The organism is Limnohabitans sp. TS-CS-82, assembly GCF_002943475.1.
This window is the reverse complement of the sequence record NZ_PTQX01000010.1, coordinates 158,168-172,477: the sequence shown is the minus strand read 5'-3', so window position 1 is coordinate 172,477 and position 14,310 is coordinate 158,168. Positions and strand designations below refer to the sequence as shown.

At 56.3% G+C, this 14,310-nt stretch carries 14 protein-coding genes and 1 other RNA gene; 6 read left to right on the top strand and 9 right to left on the bottom strand.

All coding sequences use genetic code 11. The features are described 5' to 3' along the window. Positions 1–34: 34 nt before the first annotated feature. The 7 genes from C5F52_RS19120 to C5F52_RS19090 form a co-directional block, all read right to left on the bottom strand. Positions 35–718, bottom strand: coding sequence for a DUF3025 domain-containing protein (locus C5F52_RS19120; RefSeq protein ID WP_369953313.1), 684 nt, complete (start codon positions 716–718; stop codon positions 35–37). Between the two features lie 194 nt (positions 719–912). After that, positions 913–1,956, bottom strand: a complete 1,044-nt coding sequence (gene pyrC, locus C5F52_RS19115) for a dihydroorotase (RefSeq protein WP_104799949.1) — start codon at positions 1,954–1,956, stop codon at positions 913–915. A gap of 342 nt (positions 1,957–2,298) precedes the next feature. Further along, a complete protein-coding gene (locus C5F52_RS19110; protein WP_104800002.1) occupies positions 2,299–3,036 on the bottom strand; it encodes an amino acid ABC transporter ATP-binding protein in 738 nt (245 codons plus the stop codon). Positions 3,037–3,079: 43 nt separating this feature from the next. Next, on the bottom strand, positions 3,080–3,748 hold the full coding sequence (locus tag C5F52_RS19105; protein ID WP_201747049.1) for an amino acid ABC transporter permease: 669 nt from the start codon (positions 3,746–3,748) through the stop codon (positions 3,080–3,082). Between the two features lie 2 nt (positions 3,749–3,750). Then, a complete protein-coding gene (locus tag C5F52_RS19100) occupies positions 3,751–4,485 on the bottom strand; it encodes an amino acid ABC transporter permease (protein WP_104799947.1) in 735 nt (244 codons plus the stop codon). 19 nt (positions 4,486–4,504) lie between these two features. Beyond that, on the bottom strand, positions 4,505–5,404 hold the full coding sequence (locus C5F52_RS19095; protein WP_104799946.1) for an amino acid ABC transporter substrate-binding protein: 900 nt from the start codon (positions 5,402–5,404) through the stop codon (positions 4,505–4,507). A gap of 152 nt (positions 5,405–5,556) precedes the next feature. After that, the gene (locus tag C5F52_RS19090) at positions 5,557–6,723 is read right to left on the bottom strand and encodes a porin (protein ID WP_255416382.1); all 1,167 of its coding nucleotides are present in this window, start codon (positions 6,721–6,723) and stop codon (positions 5,557–5,559) included. A gap of 51 nt (positions 6,724–6,774) precedes the next feature. On the opposite strand from C5F52_RS19090, the gene C5F52_RS19085 reads away from it, so the two are divergent. The 3 genes from C5F52_RS19085 (at position 6,775) to C5F52_RS19075 (ending at position 9,225) form a co-directional block, all read left to right on the top strand. Further along, complete coding sequence (locus tag C5F52_RS19085) at positions 6,775–8,070, top strand: phage integrase SAM-like domain-containing protein (RefSeq protein ID WP_161499734.1); 1,296 nt, start codon at positions 6,775–6,777, stop codon at positions 8,068–8,070. A gap of 16 nt (positions 8,071–8,086) precedes the next feature. Continuing rightward, positions 8,087–8,405: RNase P RNA component class A (gene rnpB, locus C5F52_RS19080), an RNA gene on the top strand. 67 nt (positions 8,406–8,472) lie between these two features. Continuing rightward, the gene (locus tag C5F52_RS19075; RefSeq protein ID WP_104799943.1) at positions 8,473–9,225 is read left to right on the top strand and encodes a fused MFS/spermidine synthase; all 753 of its coding nucleotides are present in this window, start codon (positions 8,473–8,475) and stop codon (positions 9,223–9,225) included. On the opposite strand, the gene C5F52_RS19070 is transcribed toward C5F52_RS19075, so the two are convergent. Further along, positions 9,217–10,881: an MBL fold metallo-hydrolase gene (locus C5F52_RS19070; protein ID WP_104799942.1), complete on the bottom strand. Its 1,665-nt coding sequence runs from the start codon at positions 10,879–10,881 to the stop codon at positions 9,217–9,219. The two genes, C5F52_RS19075 and C5F52_RS19070, sit on opposite strands and share 9 nt — an antisense overlap. A 114-nt stretch (positions 10,882–10,995) precedes the next feature. On the opposite strand from C5F52_RS19070, the gene C5F52_RS19065 reads away from it, so the two are divergent. Continuing rightward, a complete protein-coding gene (locus C5F52_RS19065) occupies positions 10,996–11,976 on the top strand; it encodes a tripartite tricarboxylate transporter substrate binding protein (RefSeq protein ID WP_104799941.1) in 981 nt (326 codons plus the stop codon). Between the two features lie 27 nt (positions 11,977–12,003). On the opposite strand, the gene C5F52_RS19060 is transcribed toward C5F52_RS19065, so the two are convergent. Beyond that, the gene (locus tag C5F52_RS19060) at positions 12,004–12,561 is read right to left on the bottom strand and encodes a carboxymuconolactone decarboxylase family protein (protein WP_104799940.1); all 558 of its coding nucleotides are present in this window, start codon (positions 12,559–12,561) and stop codon (positions 12,004–12,006) included. Positions 12,562–12,665: 104 nt separating this feature from the next. On the opposite strand from C5F52_RS19060, the gene dapF reads away from it, so the two are divergent. Beyond that, positions 12,666–13,556 carry a diaminopimelate epimerase gene (dapF, locus tag C5F52_RS19055; RefSeq protein ID WP_104799939.1) on the top strand — a complete coding sequence of 297 codons (891 nt, stop codon included), beginning with the start codon at positions 12,666–12,668 and terminating at the stop codon, positions 13,554–13,556. Further along, complete coding sequence (locus C5F52_RS19050; RefSeq protein WP_104799938.1) at positions 13,553–14,257, top strand: DUF484 family protein; 705 nt, start codon at positions 13,553–13,555, stop codon at positions 14,255–14,257. The genes dapF and C5F52_RS19050 overlap by 4 nt, the downstream gene beginning before the upstream one ends. The last annotated feature ends 53 nt before the right edge of the window (positions 14,258–14,310 follow it).

Here is a 14,310-nt window from a genome sequence, read left to right as displayed (position 1 = left end):
TTCAATGGCTAGACTTCTAAAAACCACACGAAAACTAGGCAAAGTCATGCGCGGTTTTGGCAACGGTCTCGCGCTTGGGACGAAAGACATTCACGTCTTCGTAATAGGCGCGTTCAGCATTCGCTGGCCACCAACCCGGCACGCCCAGAATGGGCAGCGGCTCGTAGGGTTTGGTGGCGAGTTTGGCGGGTTGCAAGTCTTGCACCAACCACGCATCCAGCGCGGCTTCATCTTGCGGATTGATGTCACGGTCCACGCGATACACATGCGCCGTGATGGACTTGTAGGGCGTGACCAATTTCTCAAGCAAGGCGTGGCCAAACAGCACCAGATGCACCTGCTGCCATTGGGCCCGCAAGTCCACAAACAGCCTGAGCCAATCACGCGCTTGCAGCGCGGCCCACACGTCGTCGGGCGCGTGCATGAGCACCACGTTTTCGTCGAACAAGGTGAGTGCATCGCGCACAGGACCACGCGTATGGCGAATGCCTTGGTTGTCGATTTCTGCCGCTTGCAACTGGTTCAAACGACGTTTGGCCAGCGGGAAGCGGTGCCAACACAGGCCGTTGAAAAAATCATGCAGACCATCTCTGGTGGGCACTTGGGCAGTTTTGAAGATGAAGTCTTCGTAGGCTTGGCCTTCGGGCAGGGCTGATTGGGGGACGAACGTCACGTCGTTGGCGACGCCAAGTGCTCTTGCGTTAAGAGCTTCAGCCACGCTTTGCTGTTGTATCGCGCGATGTGCTGTTGGCTCACCGAGTTCGCGCCACGGCACGAACCACGGTTGAGACCAATCAATATCTGACAGGAGATCGCCACCAAACACGGCTGGCCGGTTAGCGTCAGCAACAGCATTGCTGCAACGGGCCGTGTTGGGTGTACGCGTTGCGGCTGAGGTGGTTGCGGGCTTCTTTAAACCACGCGCCAAGGCAAGGCCTCGCCAGAGCGCAGAGGCTTCAAATCAGCTTCGCCAAACGCAAAGCTCTCGGGGGGTGTCCAGCTTTCTTTACGCAGCGTGAGCGTGCCGGTGTTGCGTGGCAAGCCGTAGAAGTCTGCGCCATGAAAGCTGGCAAAGCCTTCGAGTTTGTCGAGTGCGCCTGCGTTGTCAAACGCTTCGGCATACATGGGCATGGCGGCGTGCGCGGTGTAACAACCGGCGCAGCCTGTGGCGTGTTCTTTGAGCTGTGCAGGGTGTGGCGCGCTGTCGGTGCCCAAGAAGAATTTGGGCGAGCCACTGATAGCTGCTTTCACCAAAGCTTGGCGATGTGTTTCGCGCTTCAACACGGGCAAGCAGTAATAGTGTGGGCGAATGCCGCCGGTGAAGATGGCGTTGCGGTTGTACAGCAAGTGGTGCGCGGTGATGGTGGCACCGGTGTACTTGTCTGCAGAGGCCACGTATTGCGCGGCTTCGGCGGTGGTGATGTGCTCGAACACAATTTTGAGTTCGGGGAAGTCTTTGCGCAGCGGAATGAGCTGGGTGTCGATGAACACGGCTTCGCGGTCGAACAAGTCGATGTCGGGGCTGGTGACTTCACCGTGCACCAACAACAACATGCCCGCCTTTTGCATGGCTTCGAGTGTTTTGTAGGTCTTGCGCATGTCCGTCACACCCGCATCGCTGTTGGTGGTGGCACCTGCTGGGTAAAGCTTGGTAGCGACCACGCCTGCGTCTTTGGCGCGCGCGATTTCGTCGGCGGGCAAGTTGTCGGTGAGGTAGAGCGTCATCAAAGGCTCGAAGTTCACGCCACCCTCGGCACTTTTAGGCACGGCGGCCAAGATGCGTTGTTTGTACGCAAGCGCTTGGGCCGCCGTGGTGACGGGGGGCTTGAGGTTGGGCATGATGATGGCGCGGCCAAATTCGGCGGCGGTGTGGGGCACCACGGTGTTGAGTGCAGCGCCATCGCGCACGTGCAGGTGCCAGTCGTCGGGTCTTGTGATGGTGAGTTCTTGCGTCATGCTTTTATTGTCTTCTGTTTTTCTCTGAGCTAGCTGTGGGCAGAGGCCTTGGGCCGGTTCCTCATGAGGGGTACCTAAAATCGTCACCGGCCCAAGGCCTCTACCCGCAGACTGCGGCTGACAAATGTTTAGTTAGGACGGTTGGTAAAGCAGCGTTGTAGCGATAACCATCATCGGTGCTCGTAGAAAGCTAGCGCTAGCTAACGCAAACATGCTCGCCTGAAATATTCCAAACCCAACCAGTTGCGCGGCTTGGGTACGGCGGCTGACGATTTGATGTACCCATTATGAGGAAGCCGCCGTACCCAAGCTGCGCACCCCTCCCCGAAGCGAAAACAAAAATCAGTGCGCCAAGATCTTGTTCAAGAACTCTTTGGTGCGTGGCTGACGGTTTTCTGGGTGGTTGAAGAACTCGTCTTTCGAACAATCTTCCAACACCTTGCCGCCCACATCCATGAAGATCACGCGGCTGCCCACTTTGCGGGCGAAGCCCATTTCGTGGGTCACGCACATCATGGTCATGCCCTCGTTGGCCAAGTCCACCATCACGTCCAACACCTCGCCCACCATCTCGGGGTCGAGTGCGGAGGTGGGTTCGTCAAACAACATCACGATGGGGTCCATGCTCAAGGCACGGGCAATGGCCACGCGTTGTTGTTGGCCGCCTGAGAGTTGACCTGGGAACTTGTCTTTGTGTGCCATCAGGCCCACGCGCTCCAAGTATTTCAAGCCGTGTACGTGTGCTTCTTCTTCGCTGCGGCCCAACACTTTTTGCTGCGCAATGGTCAGGTTTTCGGTCACCGACAAATGTGGGAACAACTCGAAGTGCTGAAACACCATGCCCACGCGACTGCGCAGTTTGGGCAGGTCGGTGTCTTTGCCGTGGACGGCGATGCCGTCTACAAAAATTTCGCCTTGTTGGAATGGCTCCAAGGCATTGATGGTTTTGATGAGGGTGGACTTACCTGAGCCTGAGGGGCCGCAAACCACGACCACTTCACCCTTTTGGATGTTGGTGGAACAGTTGTTCAGCACCTGCACGGGGCCGTACCACTTGGAAACATTTTTCAATTCAATCACAGCGAACTCCAATGAATGTCAACGCGCATGCTTGGCATTACTTTTAGCGAATGATGGCAATGCGCGCTTGCAAGCGACGCACGAGGGCCGAGAGGCCAAAACAAATCACGAAATATGCCAAGGCGGCCAAGATGTACACCTCTTCCACGCGGCCATAAATCTTGCCTGCGGTGACGAAGCCCTTGAGCAAGTCATAGGCACCGATGGCATAGACCAAGGAGGTGTCTTGGAACAAGATGATGGTTTGCGTGAGCAACACCGGAATCATGTTGCGAAAGGCTTGTGGCAACACAATGAGGCGCATGTTTTGGCTGTAGGTCATGCCCAAAGCTTGGCCCGCCATCACCTGACCACGCGGAATGGACTGAATGCCCGCCCGCATGATTTCGCTGAAGTACGCTGCTTCAAAGGCCACAAAGGTGATCGTGGCTGACAGCTCCGCGCCGATGGAGCGGCCAATCAAAAACGGGATCAGCAAGAAGAACCACAGAATCACCATCACCAAGGGGATGGAGCGCATGCCATTCACATAGATGACAGCGGGCAGCTCAAGCGCCTTGTTGCCCGACAAGCGCATGAGCGCCAATATCGTGCCAAACACAATGCCGCCAATCGTGGCCACGATGGTCAGCTCGATGCTGAACAACATGCCCTTCAACACAAACTTGCTGAAGATGTCCCAGTCGACAAAAGAGAAATCGAGTGCGCTCATGTTCAGTGCCCCCCGCTGACATTACCCGCCACCACAAGGCCAGGGATTTGCATGCGGCGCTCAATGAGGGCCATCACACGGTTCACAGCAAAGGCGGACACGGTGTACAGCGCCGTCACGGCCAAGTACACCTCAATGCCACGCGAGGTTTCTTCTTGCACTTGCATGGCGTACATGGTGAGTTCGGCAATCGACACCGCAAAGGCCACCGATGAGTTTTTGAGCAAGTTCATCGACTCGCTGGTGAGCGGCGGCCAAATGGTGCGAAACGCAATGGGCAGCAGCACATAACGGTACGTTTGCCAAGTGGTAAAGCCCATGGCCATGGCCGCATAACGCTGGCCGCGTGGCATGGCTTGAATGCCAGCACGCAGCATCTCGGCCACGCGCGAGGAGGTGAAGAAGCCTAGGCCCAACACCACCAATACAAACCCCGGCACTTGTTGCATGGCCGGAAAGACCTTGGGCAACACAAAGTACCAGAGAAAAATTTGAACCAACACGGGAATGTTGCGAAACAGCTCCACCCACACGTTGGCGAATCGGGTCAGCCACACGTTAAAACGTGTGTCTTGGGGCAAGGTACGAAGAATGCCAATCAGGCATCCCGACAACATGGCCACCACCCAGGCGCCGCCCGCTACTGAAAGCGTCCAGCCCCAGGCCTCAAACATCCACTCGAGGTAGGTTCTTCCACCACCGTCGTCTTCAAAAAAAACCTGCCATTCGAGTGCCATGTTTGTTGTCTTTTAAAAATTACTTCTTAGCGTAGGCTTCGACAGGCTTGTCGTTCAAGTTTTTCCAAGCATCCTTGTTGGCATCGCTAGCGGGCATGCCCAGCTTGATGTTCTTGGGAGGAATGGCTTGCGTGAACCACTTGTCGTACAGCTTGGCGAGCTCGCCTGATTTGGCCAAACCAGCGATGGTGTCGTCAGCCAATTTCTTGAAAGCCGGGTCATCCTTGCGGAACATGATGGCGATCGGCTCCACGTTCAACACTTCGCCCACGATTTTGAATTCAGCGGGGTTCTTAGAGTTGGCAATGTTGCCAGCCAAGATTTGGCCGTCCATCACGAACGCATCAGCGCGGCCGGATTCGAGCAACAAGAAGCTGTCTGCGTGGTCTTTGCCGAACACTTCTTTGAAATCAACGCCAGTGGCACGCTCGTTCTTGCGCAAGAGTTGCACAGAGGTGGTGCCTGTGGTGGTGGCTACGTTCTTGCCGTTCAACTGACCGATGGAGGTGATGCCTGAGTTGGCGCGAACAGCAATTCGCACTTCTTCCACGTAAGTGGTGAACGCGAAAGCCACTTGCTTTTGACGAGCTTCGTTGTTGGTGGTGGAGCCGCACTCAATGTCCACCGTGCCGTTTTCCGTCAATGGAATGCGGTTTTGTGAGGTCACCGAGGTGTACTTGACGTCGAGCTTTTTACCAGCCACTTTTTCAAGGTTGTCGATGATGCGTTGGCAAATCTCAACGTGATAGCCCACATACTTGCCATCACCTAAGGTGTAAGACAAAGCACCCGACGAGTCGCGCACGCCCATGGTGACGCTGCCAGAAGCTTTGACTTTGGCGATGGTGTCGTTGGCTTGCGCGAAGGCGGTGCTGGCCAGCAACGAGGCAATGGCCAAGGCGAACAAATGCTTTTTCATGTGAGGCTCCAATTGGAATTGAGTAAAGGTGTGGCTTGCATTCTAGAGAAGACTGGCAAAGGGAAATCCCTGAAAAGCAAAACCCCACCACTCTTACGAGTGATGGGGTTTTAGACTTTTTAAATCCTTAACTGGCTAAGCCAGTTTGGGGATTAGAAAGCGACGCGCAGGCCCAAGGCTGTACGTGTACGCTTTGTGTCTGTACCGTCGATGGTGGCAGCAGCAGCGATCACGCCAGCTTTGTCGTCGATCGACTCGTAACGTGCGTACACAGCAGCTGTTTTGCTCAGGTTGTAGTCAGCGCCGATGCCCATGATGTCAGACTTCTTGCCGTTTGATGTGCCAGCCTTTGACTTCAAACCACCAACGTTTGCCATCAACACGGTTTGACCCATGGTGTAAGTGGCAGCCACAGACGTGTAGGCTGTATTGACAGTGTTCGTGTCAGTCTTGTTGGTTTGGTTCAAGAACATGAACTTAGCAGCGCCCATGGTGTAAGCAGCAGCCAAAGTGTTTACTGTGGATTCACGGCCTGTACCGATTGAAATAGCGTCAAACTTAGCAGTGTTGTAGTTGGCAGCCAATGGGCCGTTAGCGTATGTCACGCCAATTTCTTGCACGCCTTGCTTGTCGTAAGCGCCCAAAGAGGTGCTGAAGCTAGCTTGAGTCACAGCTGTGCTGTCAACTGCTTTGGTTTCCTTGTTGGACTTCAAGAAAGTACCAGCAAAGCCAGAGAAAGAAGGTGTGTTGTAACGGACAGACTGGTCTTCACGCACAGCAGAGCCAGCAGCGTTCACGCGGATGGCAGAAGCGTAACCACCACCGATGGCTGTACCGAAAGGTTGGCCCAACAAGATGGCGGTCAAACCGTTTTGGTTGATGGCACCGAAGTCAACAGAACCAAAACCACCAGCCAAACCAACGCGCAATTCGCCGTTGCCGAAAGTAGCGCCGTTGTTCAATGTACCGTCTACGCCAGTCGCGGGCGTTGTCTTAGCACCGGTGTTAGCAGCGTTAGAAACAGTGCTCCAGTCGCTTTCAACGCGGAAGTTGGCTTTCAAGCCACCGCCGAGGTCAGATGTACCACGGAAGTTAATTTGTGATGTGCTAGAGCCGTTACCTTGAAAGCCGGTAACAGAGTTGCCTTTGTAATTGATGGCTTGGTAGCCAGCGTCCATGACACCGTCGATGGTGACAGAAGATTGAGCTTGTGCGCCGAATGCAGCCAAAGCGGCGATAGCAACGAGGGTTGTTGCCCTTTTTGCAGAATCTAAAAATACTTTCGATATAACTAGGGCCTTTTGAGCGGCTGAGCTCAAAAATTCATAAGTCAATCAACTTATGAACTGTGGACACCAATGAACGCCTCGATGCCCAGCATTGCAAATGCGACCAATGAAGATTATTTCCATCAATCTCGCGTTCGTAGCGCACCGATCAAGTCGAGCATGACGAGCCTTGATGGACTTCCCAAAACATTAAAAATTTATCGAATTGCAGGCAGTAAGTATTGGCAAGTCCGGTTTTACAACCAAGGTCGATACATCACGCAAAGTCTGAAAACGACAAACGGTGACGAAGCCAAAGCATTTGCGCATGTGTTTTTCGAAAAGTTAAAAGCGTCTGGCATGCGTATGCCGCAAGCCGAAGATTTGATGGCCGCAACTGTTTTTCAAAACCAGTATCTATTGCATGATTTGATTGCAGAGGTATTGCTTGCAGAGCTACAAAAAGTACAGCGCGATCAAATTAAGCATGGCACTTATGTCATGACCAAAATTAGATTGGAAGGTGTAGTTTTTGAGTATTTCAGCAGGCACTCGCTGCATGAAATTGATGAGCGCGTTTTGGAAGATTTCATAGGATTTTTGACTAAGAAGAATTTAACAATTTCAACGATACAAGGCTACATCGCACAAACAAGGAAAGTGTTGCGCTTGCTGTGCCGAAAGAAAATTCTTCCAGCCGTGCCATCATTTCCTGCGCTTAAATCGCAGCCTAATTCAAGAGGTGCATTCACATTGACGGAGTACCGCGCCATCTTGCGTAGGTCAAAACAACTGAGAGATCAGACGTATAGCGAGTGGATCGGTGGACAGGCGCGTTGGATTCGACTGGCGTATCACCAAATGCCAATTGAGATGAATTGGTTGTTCCGTTTCATGGTCTATACATTTGTGCGTCCAGGTGATATTCGTCAAATAAAGAACAAGCACATAGAAGTTGTTCGTAATGGCTATTCGTATTTGCGGTTGACCTTGCCTGAGGTTAAACGTCACAAAGCAGCGACGGTGAGTTTGCCCGCGGCAGTTCAAATTTATGCCACGTTGCTCAAGCACCAAAAATTTCACGGGTATGGGCAACCTGATGACTATGTGTTTTTCCCCGAGCTACAAAACCGTCGCATGGTGGTTGATATCGCTGGGTGGTGTTTGAACTGGATTTTGAAAGACCTTGGATTAAAGGTAGGGCCACATGGGACAGATCGATCGTTGTACAGCTTGCGCCATACGGCCATCACGTTTCGTTTGATCTACGGAGGCAATATCGATTTGTTGACCTTGGCTCGCAATGCACGAACGTCTGTCGAAATGATTGAAAAGTTTTATGCAAGCACTTTGTCTGCCGAAATGAACATTGCGCTCCTTCATGGCAAGCGGCAGTAGTCGATAATCAAGCTGTGAAGCTCGCTAGGCCGTCGCTGGTGCAATCTGGGAAACCAGGCACTGGAGGAACGTCCGGACTGCGTAGGACAGCGTAAGAGGTAACACCTCTCCACCGTGAGGTGAGGATTAGAGCAACAGAGACGAGCCGCTTTAGTGCGGGTGAAACGGGCAATCTCTACGCGCAGCAATACCAAGTAGGCCAACGTTGAGGCGGTCCGCTGAGTTGGCGGGTAGGTAGCACCGAGCCGAGTGGGCAACCCTCGGCCCAGATTAATGACGGTCACGCCGTGGGCAACCACGGTGCACAGAATCCGGCGTATCGGCGAGCTTCACACTTTTATTCCTTTCGAGATTTTTTCGGTTGGCTTTGGCTGACGTGCATCTCACTTTTGAAAAACCGAGATGTCACACCCAACGCCCAACGACGATTTTGAAAAACCCATCGTGCACGAAACCGCATTAGCCAAGTCGATGGTGTTTTCAGACATCGACATCCAAAGCCGCATGAGCGTGGCGCGGCCCGACGAGCTGCAGTTTGAATACACGCGTTTGATGATGGGTGTGCTGCTGTTTCAGCCGCAACCCAAACGCATCTTGATGGTCGGTTTGGGTGGTGGCTCACTCGCCAAGTTTTGCTACAAGCATTTGCCCGACACGCACATCACGGTGGTGGAGATCAACCCGCACGTCATTGCGTTGCGCCAAAGCTTTTGCATTCCCGATGACGATGCGCGTTTTCAAGTGCTGCAGATGGACGCAGCCGACTTCATGGCGCACACCGAGCAAACGTTTGATGTGGTGATGATCGACGGGTTTGACCCAAAGGGCATGCCCGAGCAGTTGGGCTCTACCCCGTTTTATTCCGACTGTCGCCGTGTGTTGACATCAGGTGGCGTGGCTGTGGCCAATTTGCACCGATTTGGCAAGTACCTTGATGTGTATGTAGACCGGATCTCGTCCGTTTTTGAAGGCGACATGTGGGCGATTGACGCGCCGGGCACCACCAATTGCATTGTGTTTGCCATGCGTGACTTCACAAAAGAAACGCCCCTCACGTTCAGTAAACACAAACCTGCACACATGAGCGAAGCCATGTGGGAGCAAGTGCGCCCCAGCATGGCGCGGGTGTTCTTGGCAACGAACTCGTCAGGCTAAGCTGCGAATGCGCTCCACATGCGCCAACAGCGAGCGCATGGCCACGGGCCACAACCGTGGCGGCACATCGTCATAGGCCAGTTGCACCCAATCGTCCATGCTGGCGTTTGGGTGCTTTTGCATCACGCCCAAAATTTTGGCTTCGCGTTTCAGGCGATGGTTTTTCAGGTGGGTGATGCAAGCCCGCGCATCGTGCGCTTCGTCCCACAGGTTGCCCAGCACATAGCCGTGCGCGGGCAGGATGAATTCGATGCGGTTTTGCGCGCAAGCGGCGAGCAATTTGTCGAGCGAATTCAAGTAATCGGCCATATTGCCGTCTGGCGGGTCGATGACGGTGGTGCTGCCGTTGAGCACATGGTCACCGCTGAACAGCAAGCAGTCTTCTTCCAGCACCAAGCACAAATGATTGGCCGCATGGCCGGGCGTGTGCACCACGCGCAGGGTGTGGGTGGTGCCGTTGCCTTGCAAGACCAACAACTCGCCATCTGCCAATTCGCGGTCAGGCGTGAAGCTGCTGTGCGCGCGGGCCGTGGGTTGCGACGACAGACCCAACACAGGCGGGGTGTGGCCGTGTTGCGCGCACAGGGCTTGCAGTGGCGCGGCGCCGGGTGAGTGGTCGGGGTGCGAATGGGTGCAGACGATGTGGCGAATGTTGCCGCCCGCTGCGCGCCACAAACGGTCCAAGTGCTCTGGATCGGCGGGGCCTGGGTCGATGGCAGCGTAGCCCGTGTCGGGGTCGCCCACCAAGTAGCTGTTGGTGCCTGGACCGGTCATCACGCCGGGGTTGGGGGCGGTGAGGCGCTGCACGTTTTTCAACAGCAACACGGGCTGGTCGCTTTGCCAGTCGAGGTGGTGGGCAATTTGGCCGTCGGGGCAGGTGAGGGCGAGTTCGCCAAATGGCTGCTCGTGCTCCATGTAGCGCACTTCTTGACCTGCCAACCAGCCCGCCCGCGGGCAACTGGTGAACCACGGTTGCTCGCTGGCGCAAGCGGCCAACACGCTGTCGACCGTTGCGTAATGCTGCAGCCGCTCCAAGGTGCGGATGGTGGGGAAGATGATGAAAAAGTCGCCCGCCTCGTGACGGCTCAGCGCATCGGCGGGTCGCACCCACACGGGCTCGAACTGTTCTTGCTCGTCGGCCACGGGCGTTTGCGCGTCGGGCATGCGGGCCACCAAGAACGGCACGTCAAAGCGACGGGGTAGGTCGCGGTCGGTGATCCAATGCGCCAACACAAACACTTCGTCGGCGGCCAAGGTCAGGCCACGCGCTGCGCATTGGCTGGCAAATTTGTCGCCAGACGCTTGGCGGTCCAGCGCGGCGATGTCTGCGGCGTTGGCCATTTGCCCGTTGGCATGGCGGGCCAGCAAGATGCCCAGCTCTTCAAAGCTCTCGCGAATGGCCGCGATGGCTTGCGTCAAATGCAAGTCGCTTTGTGTGGCTCGGCGTCGGGCGTGTGGGTGTGCTTGCGCGTCAGCAGCATCAATGCCGCCACCCGGGAACACGTAGGCGCCGGGGGCAAAGCTGGCCGTGGCGGAGCGGCGTGTCATCAGCACTTCTAAGCCGCTGGGGCCATCGCGCAGCAGCAACACGGTGGCAGCAGGGCGCACGGCAACAGCGGTGCGGGCGGGGTGTAAAAGTTGGGTAGTGCGAGCCATGCCCAATTATGGAGAGGCCTCATCTTGGTGTTTACCCTTGCGTATAAGCCGCAAAGTTTGGAGGGCTGCGTTCACGAACAATTCTGCCTTAGACAAAACTCTTTGGGATTTCGCATGCAACGACGTACTTTCAAAACTGCTTTGGGCTGCGCCCTGACTTTGGCTGCGCTGTGCGCACCGCAGTGGGCTGCCGCTCAGGCTTGGCCGACCAAGCAACCCATCAAGCTGGTTGCGGTGTTCCCGCCAGGCGGCTCGGTAGACCAAGTAGCCCGCATCATCGCGCAGCCGCTGTCGCTCGCATTGGGGCAAAGCGTGATTGTGGAAAACCGGGGTGGCGCATCGGGCGTCATCGGCACGGCTGCAGTGGTGCAAGCGCCTGCGGATGGCTACACCTTTGCGGTGGTGTTTGACACGCACGGCGTGAACCCCAGCCTCAACCCCAGCATGCCTTTCGATACCAAAAAAGATTTGGTGCCGTTGGTGCTGGTCGGCACGTCGCCCATGGTGCTGGCCACTCATGTGAACTCTGAATACAAAACATTTGCCGATGTGATGGCGGCGGCCAAGGCCAAGAAAAATGTGAGCTTTGGCACGATTGGCAACGGCAGTTTGGGCCACTTGGCCATGGCCTTGTTGGGCAAAAATGCGGGCGCCGAGTGGACGCATGTGCCCTACAAAGGCGGTGGCCCCATGATGAGCGATGCTGTGGCGGGCCATGTGCCTTTGTCCATTGGCTCTGTTTTTGTGACCAAGCCGCACATCGACAGCGGTCGCATGCGCCCTCTGGCCGTCACATCCAGCAAGCGTTCGCCGGATCTGCCCAACGTGCCCACCGTGGCCGAAAACGGCTATCCCGGCTTTGAAGCGCCTGCGTGGTGGGCGGTGCTGGCCTCGTCCAAAGTGCCACCTGAAATCGTCAAGCGCATGAACGAAGAACTCAACAAAGTGCTGAAAAACCCCGAAGTTGCCAAGAAGCTCGATGCGCAAGGCATTGACGTGACGGGCGGCAGCTCGGCCCAAGCCAGTGCGTTCATTGAAAAGCAAATGGACATTTGGGCCAAAGTGGTGAAAGACAACAACATCAAAGTCGACTGAGTTGTCTCTCACTCCGAATGGGCTGCATCAACGGTGCGGCTCGCCCTCGGGTGTGATTTGCAAGGCCACCAAGAAGCGCGCCACCATGTTGTAGGTGGCAATCGCGGTGGTCAACTCCACCAGTTCGGTGGTGTTGAAATGGGTTTTCAAGGCGGCAAACACGGCGTCTTGCACAGTCACATCGCGGGTCATTTGTGCGGCGTATTGCACCACCAAACGCTCGACCTCGCCCAAGGCTGCGTCGGTGTTGGGTTGGCGTGCATCGCCTTTTACCGCACGGTTCAGGGCATCGAGTTCGGCTTGGGTGCCGCCTGCCGTTAAGAAGTCGGGGGCGTGGTGGTGGTACTCGTACTCGGCACCGGTCAACAGTGCCACGGTGCAAATGCCCAGTTCACACAGCTTGCGGCTGGTGGGCAGGCCGGTGCGCACGTTTTTCAAATACACGTTCCAGCCGCGCGCCACGGGCTCGCTCCACAGCAAGGCACGGTCGAGGTTGATGAATTCGCCGCCACGTCGCGCCAAAATGGCGTCGGTCAAGTCTTTGGGTTGTGCTTTTTGTTCGGGGGTCCAAGCGGGAATGCGCATGAGTTGGCCTTGTGTGTCGGAAGTTGAAAGATGGGCGCGAGCATAGACGCACAAACGTGTAAATCTTGACCATTGCGTGACACGCGGTGTCCGATAATCGACCGATGCGAATTAGCTTCACCAAAATGCAGGGCGCAGGCAACGATTTTGTGGTCTTGGACGAGACCCGCGAGCGCCTGAACCTCACCCCTGCCCATTACCGTTTCTTGGCCGATCGCCACTTTGGCATCGGTGCCGATCAAATTTTGACCGTGCGTCCCGCGCCTCAGCCCGATGTGGATTTTGAATATGTGATTCACAACGCCGATGGTGGCGAAGTCGAGCAATGCGGCAATGGCTCGCGCTGCTTTGTGCGTTTTGTGCGCGAGCAGGGCTTGACCGACAAAACCACGGTGCGCGTCAAAGTGCATGGCGGCGTGATCACGCTGCAAGAAATGCCAGACGGTCAAGTGACGGTCGATATGGGGGCGCCCGTGTTTGACTTGCCCCAAATTCCCTTTGCGCCTGAACACGCCCAAGCGGTGTATGCGCCGGCTTCTGCTGCGCCTTGGGCTGGCGAGGTGTTGGCGTGGCAATTGCCCCTCAGCAACGGCGACACGCCCCGCGTTGGCGTGGTTTCCATGGGCAACCCGCATGCCGTGCAAGTGGTGGCCGATGTGGACACCGCACCCGTGCTGACGCAAGGCCCGTTGATCGAGCACCATGCCGCTTTCCCTAAACGTGTGAACGCGGGCTTCATGCAAGTGCTCAACCGCGGCGCGGTGCGCTTGCGCGTGTTTGAGCGCGGGGCCGGCGAAACCTTGGCCTGTGGCACGGGCGCTTGCGCCGCGGTGGTCACCGGCATTCGCTGGGGCTTGTTAGACCCTTGCGTGACCGTGCAAACCCACGGCGGCACACTCACCATCGAATGGCAAGGCGGTCAGAGCGCGGTGCGCATGACCGGCCCCGCCACCACCGTGTTTCGCGGCGACATTACCCTTCCAGACACCTTATGACTCACGCCTCCATGAACCCCATCACCGAAGACGACATCGCCAATTTTTTGGTGAACACGCCTGATTTTTTTGACCGCCATGCCGAGTTGCTGGCCACCGTCAAACTCACCAGCCCCCACGGCCAACGCGCAGTGAGCCTGCAAGAGCGCCAAGCCGAAATGCTGCGCGAAAAAATCAAAGGGCTGGAGATGCGCATGATGGACATGATGCGTCACGGCACCGAAAACGAGGTGCTGATGGCGCACCTGCAACGTTGGGTCAAATCCCTGCTGATGAACCCCATCGCCCGCGACCTGCCGCGCGCTGTGGCCGAGGGCATTCAAAACGAATTTGCTGTGCCGCAAGTGGTCATCAAGTTGTGGGACGTGGCTGAGCCATTTCAGATCGAAGCCTTTGTCGCAGGCGTGACCGACAGCGCCAAAGCGTTTGCCGCCGCGCTGACCACGCCTTACGTGGGGCCCAACCAAGCGTTTGAAGCCGTCACTTGGCTGGTCGAGCCCAGTGCGGCCCAGTCGGTGGCGTTGATTGCCCTGCGCGCCACCCGCGAGCAAGACACACCGCGCACCGCCGTTGAGCAACCCGTGGTGGGCTTGTTGGTGTTGGCCTCGCCCGACCCCGAGCGCTACTTTGCGGGCATGGGCACCGATTTCATCGAGCGTTTGGGCGACTTGGCCAGCGCGGCCTTGACGTCGCTGCGTTAAACCATGCGGCTTGCAGATCAACCCATGTGGGCGCTGAGCCACCTTCGCGCCGC